Raw genomic sequence first — 17,072 nt, 5'->3', positions numbered from 1 at the left:
ATCGGTCAGACTGAGGCGGTGGCGTTCACCACACCCCCTGCGGGTTTATCCGGTGTGCTGGGCGTCGTACCTGGTCCGCGCCTCGGCGATGGCCCGGCGGTGCCGCTCGGCCCAGTTGGTCAGCGCGACCAGTGACTCGTAGAGCTCCAGCGCCATCGGGGTGGCGACGTATTCGACCTTGGGCGGGACGGTCGGGTGGACGGTGCGGTGCAGCAGGCCGTCCCGTTCGAGGTTACGCAGTGTGAGCGTGAGCATCCGGCGGCTGATGCCCTCGATGTGCCGCTCCAGTTCGGTGAAACGCACCGGGCCGTGCGAGGCGGACACCAGGATGCTGATGCTCCATTTGCCGCCGACCCGGTCGAGCACCTCGCGGACGGTGCAGGCGCGGGCCTGCCCCTCGGTGAACGGCACGTTCTGGGGTGCGCAGGTCAACTCGGCCTCGACCTGCGCGGACACATCGCTGTTCCTCTGGGACACAACAGTGCCTCCTTCCGCTCCGGTTCATGGTCACAGACGATGACCTCGGTAACAAACCGTGCACCAAGGAGGTTCTCGTGGAACGTGTCGTCCCAGCCCGTTGGCCGGCGCTGCTGGTGCTCTGCGCCGGCAGCCTGATGATCATTCTGGATGGCACAGTCGTCGCGGTGGCGCTGCCCGCCGTGCAACGCGACCTGGGCTTCACCGCCGCCGGCCTGGCCTGGGTGGTCAACGCCTACCTGGTCGCGTTCGGCGGACTGCTGCTGCTCGCCGGCCGGCTCGGCGACCTGCTGGGCCGACGGCGGGTCTTCCTGGCCGGCGTCGCGCTGTTCACAGCGGCCTCGCTGGCCTGCGCCGTCGCCACCGGGCCGACCCTGCTGGTCGGCGCGCGGTTCGGGCAGGGCGTCGGCGGCGCCCTGGCCATGGCGGTCAGCCTCGGCATGATCGTCCGGCTCTACCCCGAACCGGCCGAACGGGCCCGGGCCATCGCCATCTTCAGCTTCACCGGCGCGGCCGGCGCGTCGGTCGGCACCGTCGCCGGAGGGGTGCTCACCCAGGCCGCCGGGTGGCGGACGATCTTCCTGGTCAACGTGCCGATCGGGGCGGTCATCCTCATCGCTGCCCTCCGCCGGCTCCCGGCCGAGCGGGGGATCGGCCTGCGGGCCGGCCTGGACGTGCCCGGCGCGCTGCTCGCCACCGCCGGTCTGATGGCCGCCGTGCTGGGCATCGTGGGGACGGGCGAGCACGGCTGGACCAGCCCTCGGACGCTCGGCGCGGTGGCCCTCGCGGCGCTGCTGCTCGGCGGGTTCGCGCTGCGGCAACGGGTGGCGCCGACCCCGCTGGTGCCGCCCCGGGTGCTGCGGGTCAGGGGTCTGGTGGCGGCGAACGCGGTGCAGTTCCTGATGGTCTGCGCGTACTTCGGATTCCAGTTCCTGCTCGCCGTGGAGCTGCAACTGGTGCTGGGGCTGGACGCCGCCGCGACCGGCTGGGCCTTCCTGCCCACCCCGGTCGTGATCGCCGTGGTCTCGCTCGGTCTGGCCGGTCGGCTGATCGCGCACTGGGGTGCCCGCAGGGTCCTGCTGGTCGGGCTCGTCCTGGCGACCGTCGGCTTCCTCCTGCTCGCCCGGCTGCCCGTCGACGGCGGCTACGTCGCCGACGTACTCCCCGCGATGCTGTTCTTCGGCGTGGCCGGCGGCCTGACCCTGCCGGCGGTCACCACACTGGCCATGGCCGGCGCCACCGACACGGACGCCGGGCTCGCCTCCGGCCTGGCCAACACCACCCAACAGGTCGGCGGCGCGGTCGGTCTGGCCGCGCTGGCCACACTGGCCGCCGCCCGCAGCGACGGGCTGCGGGCGGCCGGCTGGGCCGAGGCCGCCGCGCTCGCCGGCGGCTACCGGACCGCGTTCACCGTGGCCGCCGGTCTCGTTCTCGCCGCGTGGCTGGTGGCGCTGACCGCGGTGCCCCGACCGTCGGCCGGGCCGTCGTCGGCCGCCGATCCGTCCGACCGCGCCGCGGCGGGTACCGGAACCGATCCGTACCGAAGCGCCGCGTCCGGTTGACCGGCGGCGGTCCGGCCGGGAGGGTGGTCGGGTGAGCGAGGCTGACGAGACCCGGGACGGGGTGGCCCTGACCAACCTGGACCAGCCGCTGTCCGACCGCGACGACGCGACAAAGCGTGACCTTGTCGACTACCTCGACGCGGTCGCGGACCGGATCCTCCCGCACCTGCGGGGCCGGCCGCTGTCGGTGATCAGGGTCCGCCCCGGCCAGCCGCCGTTCATGCAGAAGAACCTGCCCCGGTACACCCCGGACTGGGTCCGCCGGGCAGCGGTCTGGGCGGAGGCGTCGCACCGGGAGATCTCGTACGCCCTCTGCGACGACCGCCGCACCCTGCTCTGGTTCGCCAACCAGCGGGCGGTGGAGTTCCACCCGACGCTGGCCACCACGGCGGATCTGCACCGCCCGACCCACCTGGTCCTCGACCTCGACCCGCCGGACGGCGACGGGTTCCGCGCGGCTGTCGACGCGGCCCTGCTGGTGCGCCAGGCGCTCGCCGACGCCGGCCTGGCCGGTGCCGTCAAGACCAGCGGCGCCAAGGGGGTGCACGTCTTCGTGCCGGTGACCGACGAGCCAACGGCCGAGGAGTTGGCGGCCGCCACCAGGGCGCTCGCCGTCCGCGCCGAGCGGCTCGATCCGGCGCTGGCCACCACGGCGTACATCAGGGAGGACCGGGGTGGCCGGGTCTTCGTGGACGCCACCCGGGCGGGCGGGGCGACAGTGGCCGCCGCGTACAGCCCCCGGTTGCGCCCCGGGATGCCGGTCTCGTTTCCGGTCGACTGGGCCGACCTGCCCGACGTGAGGCCCGCCGACTTCACCATCCGCAGCGCGCCCGCACTGCTCGCCGACGGCGACCCGTGGGCCGCGCTGATGCCCGCCCCGCAAGCGCTCCCCGCCGACCTGGTCACCGAGGGTCGGACCATCCCGGTGGCCCGGGTGCAGGCCATGCACGAGGGGAAGCGCCGGGCGCGCGCCCGCCGCGAGGCCGGCTGACCGGCTCGCCCGCGTGGCGGCGGCGGCCGCTTGTCGGTGGGCTGTGGCACGATTTTCCTGGTGAGCAGCAAATCCGACGCGACGCAGCGACTCGACGACCTCGCGCGGCTGCGCAAGGTCCGCGACCGGATCGACCGGGAGTACGCGCAGCCGCTGAACGTGGAGGCGCTCGCTCGTGGCGCGCACATGTCGGCCGGCCACCTGAGCCGCGAGTTCCGCCTCGCCTATGGCGAATCCCCGTACAGCTACCTCATGACCCGACGCATCGAGCGGGCGATGGCCCTGTTGCGCCGTGGCGACCTGAGCGTCACCGACGTCTGTTTCGCTGTCGGTTGCTCCTCGCTGGGCACCTTCAGCACCCGTTTCACCGAGCTGGTCGGCGTGCCGCCGAGCGTCTACCGGCGGCGGGCGGCACAGGCGACGGCCGGGATGCCGTCGTGCGTGGCCAAGCAGGTGACCCGACCGGTCAGGAATCGAGAAGCGCGCGCCACCGAGCCGCAACTAGCGTGACCAGCATGGACATCACCATTCACTCCAGCTTCCTTCCGCACACCGACCCGGAGGCCTCCCTGGCCTTCTACCGCGACGTCCTCGGCTTCGAGGTCCGCCTCGACGTCGGGTACGAGGGGATGCGGTGGATCACGGTCGGGCCGGTCGGTCAGCCCAGCACCGCCATCGTCCTGCACCCGCCCACCGCCAACCCGGGCATCACCGACGACGAGCGGCAGACCATCCTCGAACTGATGGCCAAGGGCAGCTACTTCGGCGTCAACCTGGCCACCACCGACCTCGACGCCACCTTCGCCAAGCTGGAGGCCAGCGACGCCGAAGTGGTCCAGGAGCCGACCGAGCAGCCGTACGGCGTGCGCGACTGTGCCTTCCGCGACCCGGCGGGCAATATGATCCGCATCCAGGAAGCGCGCTGAGTCCCGCGCCCTCGACAGATGGAGACACGATGAGCACGGCCAGCCAGCCGTCCGCGCCGCACGTCGCCGACAGTCACGACCTGATTCGCGTGCAGGGCGCGCGGGTGAACAACCTCAAGGACGTCAGCGTCGAGATCCCGAAGCGCCGGCTGACCGTGTTCACCGGGGTCTCCGGCTCCGGCAAGAGCTCGCTGGTGTTCGGCACCATCGCGGCCGAGTCGCAGCGGATGATCAACGAGACCTACAGCGCCTTCGTGCAGGGCTTCATGCCGACGCTGGCCCGGCCCGAGGTCGACCTGCTGGACGGCCTGACCACCGCGATCATCGTGGACCAGGAGCGGATGGGCGCCAACTCCCGCTCCACCGTCGGCACGGCCACCGATGCCAACGCGATGCTGCGCATCCTGTTCAGCCGGCTCGGGCAGCCGCACATCGGCCCGCCCAACGCGTACTCCTTCAACGTCCCGTCGGTGAAGGCGACCGGTGCGATCACCGTCGAACGCGGTGCCGGCAAGACGAAGACCGAGAAGGCGACCTTCAACCGTCTCGGCGGCATGTGCCCGCGGTGCGAGGGCATGGGCGCGGTGACCGACATCGACCTGTCGGCGCTCTACGACGACAACCTCTCGCTCAACGAGGGCGCGATCACCATCCCGGGCTACAGCATGGAGGGCTGGTACGGCCGGATCTTCCGGGGCTGCGGCTACTTCGACCCGGACAAGCCGATCGCCAAGTTCAGCAAGCGGGAGCTGCACGACCTGCTCCACCGGGAGCCAACCAAGATCAAAATCGACGGGATCAACCTGACGTACGCGGGCCTGATCCCGTCGATCCAGAAGTCCTTCCTCGCCAAGGACATCGACGCGTTGCAGCCGCACATCCGCGCCTTCGTGGAACGCGCGGTGACCTTCACGACCTGTCCCGAGTGCGCCGGCACCCGGCTCAGCGCGGAGGCCCGGTCGTCGAAGATCAACGGAAAGAACATCGCCGACGCGTGCGCCATGCAGATCAGCGACCTGGCCGCCTGGGTACGCGAGATCGAGGAACCGTCGGTGGCCCCGCTGCTGGCGGGCCTGCAACACCTCCTCGACTCGTTCGAGGAGATCGGGCTGGGCTACCTGTCGCTCGACCGGCCGTCGGGCACCCTCTCCGGCGGCGAGGCGCAACGCACCAAGATGATCCGCCACCTCGGCTCCTCCCTCACCGACGTCACCTACGTCTTCGACGAGCCGACCATCGGGCTGCACCCGCACGACATCCAACGGATGAACGAGCTGCTGCTCCAACTGCGCGACAAGGGCAACACCGTGCTGGTCGTGGAGCACAAGCCGGAGGCCATCGCCATCGCCGACCACGTCGTCGATCTCGGGCCCGGAGCCGGCACCGACGGCGGCACGGTCTGCTACGAGGGCACCGTGGCGGGCCTGCGGGCCAGTGGCACCATCACCGGCCGCCACTTCGACGACCGGGCGACGCTCAAGGAGACGGTGCGCACGCCCACCGGCAAGCTGGAGATCCGGGGCGCCACCGCCAACAACCTCCAGGACGTCAGCGTCGACGTGCCCCTCGGGGTGCTCGTCGTCGTGACCGGCGTCGCCGGCTCCGGCAAGAGTTCGCTCGTGCACGGGTCGGTCCCGGCCGGCGCCGGCGTGGTGTCGATCGACCAGGGGGCCATCCGCGGCTCACGGCGCAGCAACCCGGCCACCTACACCGGGTTGCTCGACCCGATCCGCAAGGCGTTCGCGAAGGCCAACGGGGTGAAGCCGGCGCTGTTCAGCGCCAACTCCGAGGGCGCCTGCCCGAGCTGCAACGGCGCCGGCGTCATCTACACCGACCTGGGGATGATGGCCGGCGTCGCCGCGCCCTGCGAGGACTGCGAGGGCAAGCGGTTCCAGGCGTCGGTGCTGGAATACCGGCTCGGCGGGCGCGACATCAGCGAGGTGCTCGCGATGTCGGTGACGGAAGCCGAGAAGTTCTTCGGCGCCGGCGACGCCCGTACGCCGGCCGCGCACGCCATCCTCGACCGGCTCGCCGACGTCGGGCTCGGCTACCTGAGCCTGGGCCAGCCGCTCACCACCCTCTCCGGCGGCGAGCGGCAACGGCTCAAGCTGGCCACCCACATGGCCGAGAAGGGCGGCGTCTACGTCCTCGACGAACCGACCACCGGCCTGCACCTGGCCGACGTCGAGCACCTGCTCGGCCTGCTCGACCGCCTCGTCGACGCCGGCAAGTCGGTGATCGTCATCGAGCATCACCAGGCGGTCATGGCGCACGCCGACTGGATCATCGATCTCGGCCCCGGCGCCGGCCACGACGGCGGCCGGGTCGTCTTCGAGGGCACACCGGCCGACCTGGTCGCCGCCCGCTCCACCCTCACCGGCGAGCACCTGGCGGCGTACGTCGGCAGGTGAGCCCGCGGGGGGCGACGCGGCAACGGTCGGCCTCTCCGGGCTACCGGCGACCGGGACCGGTGATCAGCGCTCCGCTCGGCGTGGCCGGCTGATCGGGGCGCTGAGCATTCCGGTGATGGCGTCGACGAGGAAGTCGCCGACCTCGGGCCATCGCGGGTCTTCGCCGTTGCGTTCGGCGCGTGCCTCGACCTCGGCCGTCGTGGTGCTGACGATGCGGGTGATCAGGAGCGCCCGGCCGGCGACCACCTCCGGGTCGAGGTGCCGTAGCCGCGCGGCCAGTGACTCGCGCAGCTCCAGTGCCTGTGGCGTGGTGTCCTGGACTTCCTGCATGATCGGCAAAGTGGTGGGGTTGTGCAGCATGTGTTCCAGGAACCGGGCCCGCCAGCTCGGGCGCGGCAGCCGGTCGAGAACCCGCATGCTCGGCTCCACGAGGCCGCGGATGTCGCCGAGGACGGAGTCCTCGGGTGGGGGCATCCCCTCGCGTTGTTCCGCCACGTCGTGCACGTGGCGGGCCATGAGCGCCTTCAACAGGCCCTCGCGCCCGCCGAAGTAGTAGCGCACCGCCGAGTGATTGGTGTTGCCAGCCGCCTCGGCCACCCTGCGGTCGGAGACCTCGGCGACACCCGACTCGGCGAACAGCCGCTCCGCGGCGTCCAGCAGCGCGGTGCGTGCCGCGTCGGACCGCCTCATGACCGGCCCCCTCGTGTCCTCGCCCGGATGTGACTCAGGTCAACCTAGCCGGATTCCCGGTCCCGACATCCGCCGCCTACAGTTTGTAAGTCAACTGGCGTACAAACTGATCTGGAGCGTGCATGGATACCGAAGCCGTGATCGAGGCTGCCGACGTGGTGGACGGCCGCCCGCCCGGCGCGGACCGCAAGGAACAGATCATCCGTATGGTCGCCCTGTTCGTGATGCCGTTCCTCATGGTCACGATGATGTTCGCGACCTACATGTCGACAATGCACTCACCGCACCCCCGGGACATGCCGGTCGCGGTCGTCGGCAGCGGCGCCACGGCGCAGGCGGTCGTCGACGGGCTCAACGCCGGTGACAGCACCGAAGCCACCCTGGTGGCCACCCGCGACGACGCCGTCGCCCTGCTGCACGACCAGGACGCCGCCGGAGCGCTCGTCCTGCCCACCGACGGCGGTGCCAGCGCGACCATCCTCACCGCCTCGGCGGCCGGGGCCTCACAGAACGCCACCGTCCAGCAGTTGCTCGCGCCCGTGGCCGTCCAGAACAGCTGGCAGACCGCCACCGAGGACGTCGCGCCGCTACCCTCCGGTGACTCGGCCGGCATCGCGGTCCTGTTCGCCGCGATGGGCATGATGCTGGCCGGTTACGTGCCACTGAGCATCATGGTGATGGGCGTCCCCCACCTGCTGCGGCTGCGACGGTTCCTGCCCGTGCTGGCCGGCTGGTCCGCGCTCACCAGCTCGATCATCTGGCTCATCCTCGGGCCGGTCGTGGGTGCCGTCGAGGGCCACTACCTCACCTTCCTCGGCGTCGGCATGCTCGCCACCGCAGCCGTCGGCCTGGCCCAGCTGCTGCTCTCCAAACTGATCGGGCCCCTCGCGGTGCTGCCCGGCATGCTGCTCTGGGTCGTGTTCGGCATGCCCGCGTCGAACCTGGCCCTCTCCGTTCACAACATGCCCGGGTTCTTCCAGTTCCTGCATGGCGTGCTGCCGCTCCCGGCGGCCGGTGAGGCGCTGCGCTCGGTCCTGTACTTCGACGGCAACGGCCTGGGCACCCACCTGATCGTCCTGGCCGTGTGGATCGTGGCCGCCCTCGCGCTCTGCCTGCTCAAGGAGCGCAGCGCGAGCGGCAACATGATCCCCGGCGTCCCCCCGATCACCGACCCCGACTCGAAGGCCCCCGCTCTGGCCGGCGGGCCTGCGCGCTCCAAGCGATTCCGGTACGTGGCCGCGGCCGGCTTCCCGCTGGCCATCCTCGTGGTCGTCGTGGGCGCCATGGGGTTCTCCATGCACAAACCGCAACCGCACGACATCCCGGTCGTCGTGGTCGCCGCCGCCCCCGGGCAGGCTCAGCAGACCGCCGCCGGTCTTAACGCACAGCTTGACGGCATCCTCGACGTCACAGTCGCCGACACCGTGGACGAAGCCACCGAGCAGATCCGCTCCCGCGACGTGGTCGCCGCCTTCGTCCTCCCGTCGGCACCGGACACTCCCGCGACGCTGTACTCGGCGTCCGCCGCCAACGCCAGCCAGCAGTCCGCGATCCGCGCGATCTTCCAGCCGATCACCGCAGCCCAGGGCCTCCCGCTCACGCTGACCGACGTGCAACCCCTGAGCGAGACCGACACCGGCGGCAGTAACAGCATGTACGTCGGCATGTCCTGGATCATGGCCGGCTTCCTGTTCCTGGCCGTCCTGCGCGGCGGTGCCCCGCACGTGCGGCGCCTGCCCCAGTTCCTGCCGCTGCTGGGCGGCTGGGCGATCGGCATGTCCGTCTGGCTGTGGTTCCTCTTCGACGTCCTCATCGGCGCGATCACCGGCAACGCCCTGGAGATGATCGCCTACGGAGCCCTGACCATCTTCTCGGTCTCCCTGGCCACCGGAGTGCTCACCCGCACCGTCGGCCTGGCGGGCATCATCCCGATGATGGTGGTGCTGATGATGGCCGGCGTACCCGCCTCCGGCGGTGGCATGTCGGTGTACCTGGTGCCCGAGGTGTTCCGCCCTCTCCAGGACGTGCTGCCGCTGCCCGCGGCGGTCGACATCGCCCGCTCGCTGCGGTACTTCGACGGCGTCGGCGTCGGACAGAACCTGCTGGTCATCGCCATCTGGGGCGCTGTCGGGCTGGTCCTGAACCTCGTGATCGACCGCTGGCTCAAGCGCCGCTCGGACTCCGGCGGCCCGGACGCGGGTACGACACCCGAGGCGCACCCGAGGTTGGTGCCGGCCGAGGCACACTGAGCGGCACCGAGGCCCACCGCCGATCCCTCGCGATCGGCGGTGGGCTGCTCCTTCTGGTCAGGCGGGGTCGTACTCGACGGCGACATCGAGCACCCAGGTGACGCCGAACGGATCGGTGAGCATGCCGTAGAGGGGAGCCCAGCCAGCGGGTGCGAGGTCGACCAGGACAGTCGAGCCCTCACTCAGCTTCTTCCAGTAGCCGGTGATCTCGTCGGCGTCGCTGCCCCGGACCGAGACGAAGAACGGGCTCTCGCCCTGGCTCCACGGCCGCGCCGACGGCACGTCGTACGCCATGATCTGGAAGCCCTCGGCGGACGTGACCTGACCCCACATGATCTGGTCGGCCTCGTCCGGGTTCTGCACGTTGTGGGCGTCGGCGTAGGTCACCGCTGCGAGGTCCCCGCCGAAGACGGACCGGTAGAAACCGAGGGCGGCCCGCGCGTTGCCCCGAAGGTTGATGTGCGCGACGGTGTTGATGCTCATTGCTGCTCCTCGTGTGACGTCGCCCGTGGCTGTTGCCCGGGCGTGACGCCGACGATGGCAGGGGTAGCGGTCAGGTTGTGGCCGCTACCTGGAGCAGACTCGGATGCATGGCCACGACCTCCGCGAGACTGCTGTCGCTGCTCTCGCTCCTCCAGGCCCGACGTGACTGGCCGGGCGGCCTCCTGGCCGAGAGGCTGGACGTGAGCCCGCGAACGGTGCGACGCGATGTCGACCGGCTGCGCGAGCTCGGCTACCCGATCAGAGCCTTCAAGGGGCCGGACGGCGGGTACCGGCTCGACGCCGGCGCCCGACTGCCACCGCTGCTGTTCGACGACGAGCAGGCCGTCGCGATCGCCGTCGCACTCCAGGTGGCAGCCCTCTCCGGCGCGGACATCCAGGAGGGCGCGACGCGAGCGCTGAACACCATGCGGCAGGTCATGCCCAGCCGACTGCGGCACCGCATCGACGCCCTCCAGGTCACCGCCGTCGGACAACCCGCCACCGGGTCGGACTCCCCGGTCGACCGCACCGTGCTGACAGCCCTCGGCGCGGCCGTCCACGCCCACGAGGTTCTGCGCTTCGACTACGGCTCGACGAGCGCCACCACCGACGCGCCGCCCCGCCGCGTGGAGCCCCACCACCTCGTCACCTGGAAGGGGCGCTGGTATCTCGTCGCCTGGGACCTCGACCGAGACGACTGGCGAACCTTCCGCTGTGACCGGGTCAGCCCGCGTACCCCGACCGGGCCACGCTTCACCCCACGACGACTGCCCAGGGGAGACGTGGCCACGTACGTCACGGGCCGCTTCCGAGGTTCCACCGACACCTCGGCGTGGCCCTGCGTGGGGGAGGTCATCCTCGGCCTTCCCGCCGCCGCCGTCGCCGCGTACACCCGCGACGGGCTTGTCGAAGAACTCGGCCCCGACCGCTGCAAGCTCGTACAGGGCTCCTGGTCCTGGGTCGGCCTCGCCGCCGCGCTCGGCAGGTTCGACGCGGACATCGAGGTGATCGGGCCCGCAGAGCTCAAGGCCGCCTTCGGGGGACTCGCCCGCCGCTACGCCGACGCGGCCCGTCCGAGCTAGACGCTCGGCGGCCGTGCGCGTTGTGTCGTCGCGGCGGCGACGACCCCACAGCTGGCGGTGATCAGCCCTGACGTACCCGGGCACGGATGAGGTGACGGACGCGCCGCTACCGCTGAGGTGACACTCGAAGCGGAGCGGTACGGGAGGGCGGAGCGGCGAACCGGAAGCGTGGAGCTGGCCGATGCGGTGCTTCCCCTGGTCAGGCGTGGCAGCTGCACCGACGCACGGGCTCAGGTCCACCCAGGCGACCCGTTCCGGGCTTCGGCGAGCGGAAACGCAAAACCGGGCGCGTGGAGGCTGTGTGCCCCTGCGCCCGGCAGTGTCGGGTAAAACTGTTTCCTGGTGCCCCCGGCAGGATTCGAACCTGCGCCCCCGCCTCCGGAGGGCGGTGCTCTATCCCCTGAGCTACGGGGGCTCAGCGACTGGAGAAGACTAGCAAACCTCTTCCGCGTACGCCGAATCGGTATCGGGTGAGCCGATCGTGTCGGCAACCGGCTCACCCGGTGCTCAGGCCGCCGCGATCGCCCGCCCGCAACTGGGCAGCGGGTGCAGGACGATCCGCCGGGGAAGCCGACGTGGCCACTCGTTGCGCGGCCAGGAGCCGTCCACGATCAGGTGCACGGTGCGCTGCTCCTCGCCGCTGAGCCGCAGCACGAAGTCGCGGGGAAGCGGCGGGTCCACCGTCGGCGTGGTGATCATGAAGCGCACCCGGCCACGGGACGAGACCGCGGAGATCACGTCCGCTGCCGGCATGGTGCCACGCAGTCGGACCCGCCCGATCCAGTACACCTCCGCGAGGTGCTCCTGAGCGGCCCGGGTGATCGCCGGGTAGTCACTGCGGACCCACCGCTCGACCGCACTGACGCAGAGCCCGCAGGCGCGCTCGCGCGGCTCGCGCGGACCCAACCCCCAGGCCCGCAGGTACGCCCCGACCGCACCAGGGTCCAACGGCAGGTCGAAGCGCCGCTGGATGAGCGTGGTGAGGCTCTGCCGCGTCCACAGCTCCTCGTCCAGGCCGAACTCGTCGGGGTGGACGCCCCGCAGCGTGTCGATCAACTCGAGTTCCTGTTCGCGGCTGAGCATTCCCGGCTCGCCCTGCCGCTGTCCGCGACGGACGGCTGCCACCGCCCCGTCACCACCGATGGTGTGGCGTCGGCACCAACTGGTGACCGAACGCCGTGCGTCTCTGAGTGCAACCCCCACGTCTTGGGCAACGAGCCCGAATCGCAACTGGTCACGATATGTGGGGAGAAAACTCTCTAAGCAACGTAATCGCCCGTGCCTCGCGATAGCCCCACAAGGGACAAAGAGTATCTTTTGGGGCGCAAGCCACCGCGTGTGCGCCTTGATCGACTCGGGTTTCAAGAAGTCGTGGTGTCCCGCTCACGACGACACCCCAGTTTCCTGAAACCCGAGTCGATCATGGGCGGGGCTGGGCATGGGTTGGGCGTGGGCAATGGGCCGAGTATGGGCAGGTATGGGTGGTACGGGTCGGGCCCGCGTCCCGCCATCGTGTGGCGGAGACGCGGGCCCGGTGTGTGCCCGTGGGTCGGTCAGCCCTTGGCTGCCTGCGCCTGGAGTTGCCGGAGGTTGTTCAGTTCGGTCTGCTGGGTGGCCTTCATGGTGTTCGCCACCCGCAGCACCTCGTCGTTGTCGGTAGCGCCGAGCGCCGCGTCGATCATGTGGATGCCGCCCAGGTGGTGGTCGTACATCAGGGCCAGGAACTGCCGGTCGACATCGATGCCCTGAGCCTCGCGCAGGGCGGTCATCTGTTGCGGCGAGGCCATGCCGGGCATCAGACCGTCGGTGACGGTGGCACCGTCGGACATCCACGACATCGGCGGCTTCGACCCGGTCGGGCTGAGACCCCACTCGCGCAGCCAGGTCTGCATGGCGCCGATCTCGCCCTGCTGCCCGGTGGCGATGTCGACAGCGATCTGCCGCACCTCGGGGAGGGTCGCCGACCGGTACGCGATCAGGCTCATCTCCACCGCCTGCGCGTGGTGGGTGGTCATGTCCCGGGCGAAGCCCGCCTCGACCGAGGCGTCACCGGGTTGGGTGAGTCGCGGGGTGAGCAGGCCGCCCGCGTACCCGAGGAGGAGCCCCACCACCAGCATGACGGCGAGCGCCAGCACGCCGTAGCGCGACGCCGGGGCCCGGCCACCCTCGTCCGGGGTGGCCGGGATGTCGTCGTCGTGCTCGCTGTCGGTGGTCGCCGGAGCGGTCATTGCGGTCCTTACTGGGTGGGCTGCTGCTGAAGCTCACGCGGCGTGGTGCCGGTGGCGGTGATGCCGGTGTTGCAGAGCGCCGTCGGGCCCTCGACGGAGGCGTTCACCCGCAGGTCCTTGATGAACTCGTCGATCCGCGAGTCGTCGGCGTTGTCGACCTTGAGCTGGTAGCCCCAGGCCTGCAGCGAGATCGGCTTGTCCAGGCCCTCGTACGGGCTCATGAAGGTCTTCTCGACGCCGCGCACCTTGCCGGCGAGCTTGTCGACCTGGTCCTTCGGCAGGTCGGGGCGGTAGGTGATCCACACCGCGCCGTGCTCCAGGCTGTGCACCGCGTGCTCGTTGGCGATCGGGGCGTCGTACACGTCGCCCATGCAGTTCTGCCAGGCGGCGTTGTGCACCCCACCCACCGGAGGCGAGTAGTTCCAGGTCAGCGGACCCGACTTGTGCGACTCGTACTTCAGGCTGTCCGGGTCGGACTTGCGGATGTTGACGATGCCGTCGATGGCGTTGGCCCGCTTGTCCCACGGCTTGGAGCCCTGGAAGGTCGCCCAGGCGCCGTACCCGACGATCGCCACGAAGAGCACGCCCACCGCGACGAAGAGCGCGATCGGACCCCAGGCGCGGCCCTGGCTCACCTTGACCGGGGTGACCGGCTTGCGCGGGCCCTTGCCGCCGGCCCGGGGAGAGCCTGCCGGCTTGCCCGTCGGCTTGCCGGAGCCGGCCTTGGCGCCGGACGCCGGCCGGCCTGCGGCCGGCTTCTTGCCGGTGCTGACCACGGTCGGGCGGCGCTCAGGGCCACCCGGGGTGCTGATGCTCATCGTGCCTCGTCAAGTCGGTCGGTCAGGGGAGTGGCGGGCCGGATGACGCGCAGGGGAGCCGCCGAGTGCCCGAGTCTACCCCCGATAACATGGATGGGTGACTCCTGCAGAACTAGCCTCGGTCGTCCTTGCCGCCGCCCACGCCGTCTTCGACCAGCGTGGCCTCGACCGCGCCGCGTTGCCGGCGAGCACGGTGGTGGAGCGACCGCGCAACCCCGAGCACGGCGACTACGCCTCGACGCTCGCGCTGCAGTTGAGCAAGAAGGTGGGCGTCCCGCCCCGGGAGTTGGCGACGGCCCTGGCCGACGAGCTGGGTCGGGCGGCGGGTGTGAAATCGGTGGAAATCGCCGGGCCGGGCTTCCTGAACATCCGGCTCGACGCCGCTGCCGCCGGTCAACTCGCGCGGATGATCGTCGAGGCCGGCTCGGAGTACGGCCACAGCGACCGGCTCGCCGGCGAGAAGATCAACCTGGAGTTCGTCTCGGCCAACCCGACCGGGCCGGTGCACATCGGCGGGGTCCGTTGGGCGGCCGTCGGTGACGCGCTGAGCCGGCTGCTGCGGGCCACCGGCGCGCAGGTCGGCACGGAGTACTACTTCAACGACGCCGGTTCGCAGATCGACCGGTTCGCCCGGTCGCTGCTCGCCGCGGCCAAGGGCGAGCCTGCTCCGGAGGACGGTTACGGCGGGGCGTACATCGCCGAGATCGCCAGCGAGGTGCAGGCCCGCCGGCCGGAGGCGCGCTCGCTCGACGACGACGCCGCCCAGGAGATCTTCCGGGTCGAGGGCGTCGCGCTGATGTTCGACGAGATCCGCAGCTCGCTGCGCGACTTCGGGGTGGAGTTCGACACCTACTTCAACGAGAAGGACCTGCACGACCGGGGTGAGTTGGACCTCGCCCTGGCCCGGCTGCGCCAGCAGGGGCACCTGTACGAGTCCGAGGGCGCCACCTGGCTCCGCACCACCGAATTCGGCGACGACAAGGACCGGGTACTGCGCAAGTCCAACGGCGAGTGGACGTACTTCGCCGCGGACTGCGCCTACTACCTGGACAAGCGCGAGCGCGGCTTCGAGCGGGTCGTGATCATGCTGGGTGCCGACCACCACGGCTACATCGGCCGGATGAAGGCGATGTCCGCCTGCTTCGGCGACGACCCGGAGCGCAACCTGGAGATCCTCATCGGGCAGCTGGTCAACCTGCTGCGCGACGGCGCCCCGATGCGGATGAGCAAGCGGGCCGGCACGGTGATCACCCTGGAGGACCTGGTCGAGGCGATCGGCGTGGACGCCGCCCGGTACGCGTTGGCCCGTTACTCCAGCGACTCGCCGATCGACATCGACATCGAGCTGTGGACCCGGGCGACCCGTGACAACCCGGTCTACTACGTGCAGTACGTGGCCGCCCGGACGGCGGGCGTGGCCCGCAACGCCGCCGAGGTGGGGCTGGTTCCGGGTGACGCCGAGGCGTTCCGCCCCGAGCTGCTCGACCACGAGAAGGAGAACGAGCTGCTCAAGGCGCTCGCCGAGTTCCCGGCGGTGGTGGCCACCGCCGCCGAGCTGCGCGAGCCGCACCGGGTGGCCCGCTACCTGGAGGAGAACGTCGCTGCCTCCTACCACCGGTTCTACGACAACTGCCGGGTGCTGCCGCTGGGCGACGAGGAGGTCACCGACCTGCACCGCGCCCGGCTCTGGCTCAACAACGCCACCCGCACGGTGATCGCCAACGGTCTGCACCTGCTCGGCGTCTCCGCCCCCGAGAGGATGTGACATGCGCGCTCATGAGGCTGGTGCGCTGCACGCGGACATCAGCAACCAGGGGCCGGCCTGGCTGCGTACCCCTGCCGACGTCAACGCCCTCGTGCCGGCGCTGTGGCCGAGGTCGGTGACGCGTGGCGCGGACGGCGCTGTCGCCGTCGCGGGCCTGAGCGTCCGCGACATCGCTGCCGAGTTCGGCACCCCGGTGTACGTCCTGGACGAGGCCGACCTGCGCTCGCGCTGCCGCGACTTCCGGGCGGCCTTCCCGACCGAGGACGTCTACTACGCCGGCAAGGCGTTCCTCTGCCGGGCGGTGGTCCGGATGATCGCCGAGGAGGGTCTGCACCTGGACGTCTGCACCGGCGGCGAGCTGGCCACCGCGCTGTCGGCCGGGATGCCGCCGGAGCGGATCGGCTTCCACGGCAACAACAAGTCGGTCGCCGAGCTGGGCCGGGCGCTGGACGCCGGGGTGGGCCGCATCATCGTCGACTCGTTCACCGAGATCGACCGGCTCACCGCGCTGGCCCGCGAGCGCGGGGTCCGGCCCCGGGTGCTGGTCCGTGTCACCGTGGGTGTCGAGGCGCACACCCACGAGTTCATCGCCACCGCCCACGAGGACCAGAAGTTCGGCTTCTCGCTGGCTGGCGGGGCCGCCGCCAACGCCGCGTTCAAGATCCTCGACGAGGGTGTGCTGGAGCTGCGCGGTCTGCACTCGCACATCGGCTCGCAGATCTTCGACGCCAGCGGCTTCGAGGTCTCGGCCCGTCGGGTGCTCGCCCTGCAGGCCCAGATCCGCGACGCGCGCGGGGTGGAGCTTCCCGAGCTGGACCTCGGCGGCGGGTTCGGCATCGCGTACACCACCCAGGACGACCCGGCGACACCGCAGGATCTGGCCAAGCGACTTCGCAAGATCGTCGATTCGGAGTGCGCGGTGGAGAACCTGGCAGTGCCGCACCTGTCGATCGAGCCGGGCCGGGCCATCGTCGGGCCGGCCGTGTTCACCCTCTACGAGGTCGGCACGGTCAAGGATCTCGACGGCCTCCGGACGTACGTCAGCGTCGACGGGGGGATGAGCGACAACATCCGCACCGCCCTGTACGACGCGTCCTACTCGGCGACGCTGGCCTCGCGCGCCTCGACCGCGCAGCCGTTGCTCGCCCGCGTGGTGGGAAAGCACTGTGAGTCCGGGGACATCGTGGTGAAGGATGAATTCCTGCCCGCCGACGTGCAGCCCGGAGATCTTGTCGCAGTGCCCGGCACCGGTGCGTACTGCCGAAGCATGGCCAGCAACTACAACCATGTGCCCCGGCCACCGGTGGTCGCGGTGCGCGACGGCCAGGCGCGCCTGATCGTCCGGCGGGAAACCGAAGAGGACCTGCTCGCATTGGATGTTGGATGACGT

General features: G+C 70.8%; 15 protein-coding genes and 1 tRNA gene. 9 read left to right on the top strand and 7 right to left on the bottom strand.

The window, feature by feature from the left end; all coding sequences use genetic code 11:
- Window positions 1-45 precede the first annotated feature (45 nt).
- Entirely contained in the window at window positions 46-432 is a 387-nt protein-coding gene (locus AB0C03_RS23545) for a winged helix-turn-helix transcriptional regulator (RefSeq protein WP_051708596.1), read from the bottom strand.
- A 122-nt stretch (window positions 433-554) separates the two neighbouring features.
- Between AB0C03_RS23545 and AB0C03_RS23540 the strand changes: the two genes are divergently transcribed.
- Genes AB0C03_RS23540 through AB0C03_RS23520 form a run of 5 tightly spaced genes read left to right on the top strand, consistent with a single transcriptional unit; the run spans window position 555 to window position 6,367 of the window.
- Window positions 555-2,039: an MFS transporter gene (locus AB0C03_RS23540; RefSeq protein ID WP_307857886.1), complete on the top strand. Its 1,485-nt coding sequence runs from the start codon at window positions 555-557 to the stop codon at window positions 2,037-2,039.
- A 31-nt stretch (window positions 2,040-2,070) separates the two neighbouring features.
- Complete coding sequence (gene ligD / locus AB0C03_RS23535) at window positions 2,071-3,030, top strand: non-homologous end-joining DNA ligase (protein ID WP_210866407.1); 960 nt, start codon at window positions 2,071-2,073, stop codon at window positions 3,028-3,030.
- Window positions 3,031-3,090: 60 nt separating this feature from the next.
- Window positions 3,091-3,540, top strand: coding sequence for a helix-turn-helix transcriptional regulator (locus tag AB0C03_RS23530; RefSeq protein ID WP_030333111.1), 450 nt, complete (start codon window positions 3,091-3,093; stop codon window positions 3,538-3,540).
- A gap of 5 nt (window positions 3,541-3,545) precedes the next feature.
- Window positions 3,546-3,956 (top strand): VOC family protein, encoded by a 411-nt coding sequence (locus AB0C03_RS23525; RefSeq protein ID WP_030333113.1) that lies wholly within the window; start codon window positions 3,546-3,548, stop codon window positions 3,954-3,956.
- Between the two features lie 29 nt (window positions 3,957-3,985).
- Entirely contained in the window at window positions 3,986-6,367 is a 2,382-nt protein-coding gene (locus AB0C03_RS23520; protein ID WP_357638832.1) for an ATP-binding cassette domain-containing protein, read from the top strand.
- Between the two features lie 63 nt (window positions 6,368-6,430).
- Here the strand turns inward: AB0C03_RS23520 and AB0C03_RS23515 are convergent, their stop codons facing one another.
- Window positions 6,431-7,057 (bottom strand): TetR/AcrR family transcriptional regulator, encoded by a 627-nt coding sequence (locus AB0C03_RS23515; protein WP_030333116.1) that lies wholly within the window; start codon window positions 7,055-7,057, stop codon window positions 6,431-6,433.
- Between the two features lie 122 nt (window positions 7,058-7,179).
- Between AB0C03_RS23515 and AB0C03_RS23510 the strand changes: the two genes are divergently transcribed.
- Complete coding sequence (locus AB0C03_RS23510) at window positions 7,180-9,306, top strand: ABC transporter permease (protein ID WP_210866405.1); 2,127 nt, start codon at window positions 7,180-7,182, stop codon at window positions 9,304-9,306.
- A 57-nt stretch (window positions 9,307-9,363) separates the two neighbouring features.
- On the opposite strand, the gene AB0C03_RS23505 is transcribed toward AB0C03_RS23510, so the two are convergent.
- On the bottom strand, window positions 9,364-9,789 hold the full coding sequence (locus AB0C03_RS23505) for a VOC family protein (protein ID WP_210866404.1): 426 nt from the start codon (window positions 9,787-9,789) through the stop codon (window positions 9,364-9,366).
- 107 nt (window positions 9,790-9,896) lie between these two features.
- Here AB0C03_RS23505 and AB0C03_RS23500 point away from each other — a divergent pair, with 107 nt between their 5' ends.
- Entirely contained in the window at window positions 9,897-10,871 is a 975-nt protein-coding gene (locus AB0C03_RS23500) for a helix-turn-helix transcriptional regulator (RefSeq protein ID WP_210866403.1), read from the top strand.
- Window positions 10,872-11,211: 340 nt separating this feature from the next.
- On the opposite strand, the gene AB0C03_RS23495 is transcribed toward AB0C03_RS23500, so the two are convergent.
- From AB0C03_RS23495 to AB0C03_RS23480, 4 genes are all read right to left on the bottom strand, one after another.
- A tRNA-Arg gene (locus tag AB0C03_RS23495) sits at window positions 11,212-11,286 on the bottom strand.
- 92 nt (window positions 11,287-11,378) lie between these two features.
- Window positions 11,379-12,074 carry a winged helix-turn-helix domain-containing protein gene (locus AB0C03_RS23490; RefSeq protein WP_030333124.1) on the bottom strand — a complete coding sequence of 232 codons (696 nt, stop codon included), beginning with the start codon at window positions 12,072-12,074 and terminating at the stop codon, window positions 11,379-11,381.
- 350 nt (window positions 12,075-12,424) lie between these two features.
- A complete protein-coding gene (locus AB0C03_RS23485; RefSeq protein WP_210858012.1) occupies window positions 12,425-13,099 on the bottom strand; it encodes a DUF305 domain-containing protein in 675 nt (224 codons plus the stop codon).
- An 8-nt stretch (window positions 13,100-13,107) separates the two neighbouring features.
- Window positions 13,108-13,917: a thioredoxin-like domain-containing protein gene (locus tag AB0C03_RS23480; protein ID WP_030333127.1), complete on the bottom strand. Its 810-nt coding sequence runs from the start codon at window positions 13,915-13,917 to the stop codon at window positions 13,108-13,110.
- Window positions 13,918-14,014: 97 nt separating this feature from the next.
- On the opposite strand from AB0C03_RS23480, the gene argS reads away from it, so the two are divergent.
- Window positions 14,015-15,682: an arginine--tRNA ligase gene (argS, locus tag AB0C03_RS23475; RefSeq protein WP_030333129.1), complete on the top strand. Its 1,668-nt coding sequence runs from the start codon at window positions 14,015-14,017 to the stop codon at window positions 15,680-15,682.
- A 1-nt stretch (window position 15,683) separates the two neighbouring features.
- Complete coding sequence (gene lysA, locus AB0C03_RS23470) at window positions 15,684-17,069, top strand: diaminopimelate decarboxylase (protein WP_210858010.1); 1,386 nt, start codon at window positions 15,684-15,686, stop codon at window positions 17,067-17,069.
- Window positions 17,070-17,072: the final 3 nt, after the last annotated feature.

The organism is Micromonospora parva (assembly GCF_040649675.1).
GTDB lineage: Bacteria > Actinomycetota > Actinomycetes > Mycobacteriales > Micromonosporaceae > Micromonospora > Micromonospora parva.
This window is presented reverse-complemented; position numbering and strand designations above follow the sequence as displayed.

Bases quoted from the DNA above. Each gene is read 5' to 3' on its own strand.
- AB0C03_RS23505 (WP_210866404.1), bottom strand. From the start codon at position 9,789: ATGAGCATCAACACCGTCGCGCACATCAACCTTCGGGGCAACGCGCGG.
- AB0C03_RS23480 (WP_030333127.1), bottom strand. From the start codon at position 13,917: ATGAGCATCAGCACCCCGGGTGGCCCTGAGCGCCGCCCGACCGTGGTC.
- AB0C03_RS23525 (WP_030333113.1), top strand. From the start codon at position 3,546: ATGGACATCACCATTCACTCCAGCTTCCTTCCGCACACCGACCCGGAG.
- lysA (WP_210858010.1), top strand. From the start codon at position 15,684: ATGCGCGCTCATGAGGCTGGTGCGCTGCACGCGGACATCAGCAACCAG.
- AB0C03_RS23510 (WP_210866405.1), top strand. From the start codon at position 7,180: ATGGATACCGAAGCCGTGATCGAGGCTGCCGACGTGGTGGACGGCCGC.
- AB0C03_RS23515 (WP_030333116.1), bottom strand. From the start codon at position 7,057: ATGAGGCGGTCCGACGCGGCACGCACCGCGCTGCTGGACGCCGCGGAG.
- AB0C03_RS23520 (WP_357638832.1), top strand. From the start codon at position 3,986: ATGAGCACGGCCAGCCAGCCGTCCGCGCCGCACGTCGCCGACAGTCAC.
- AB0C03_RS23500 (WP_210866403.1), top strand. From the start codon at position 9,897: ATGGCCACGACCTCCGCGAGACTGCTGTCGCTGCTCTCGCTCCTCCAG.
- AB0C03_RS23485 (WP_210858012.1), bottom strand. From the start codon at position 13,099: ATGACCGCTCCGGCGACCACCGACAGCGAGCACGACGACGACATCCCG.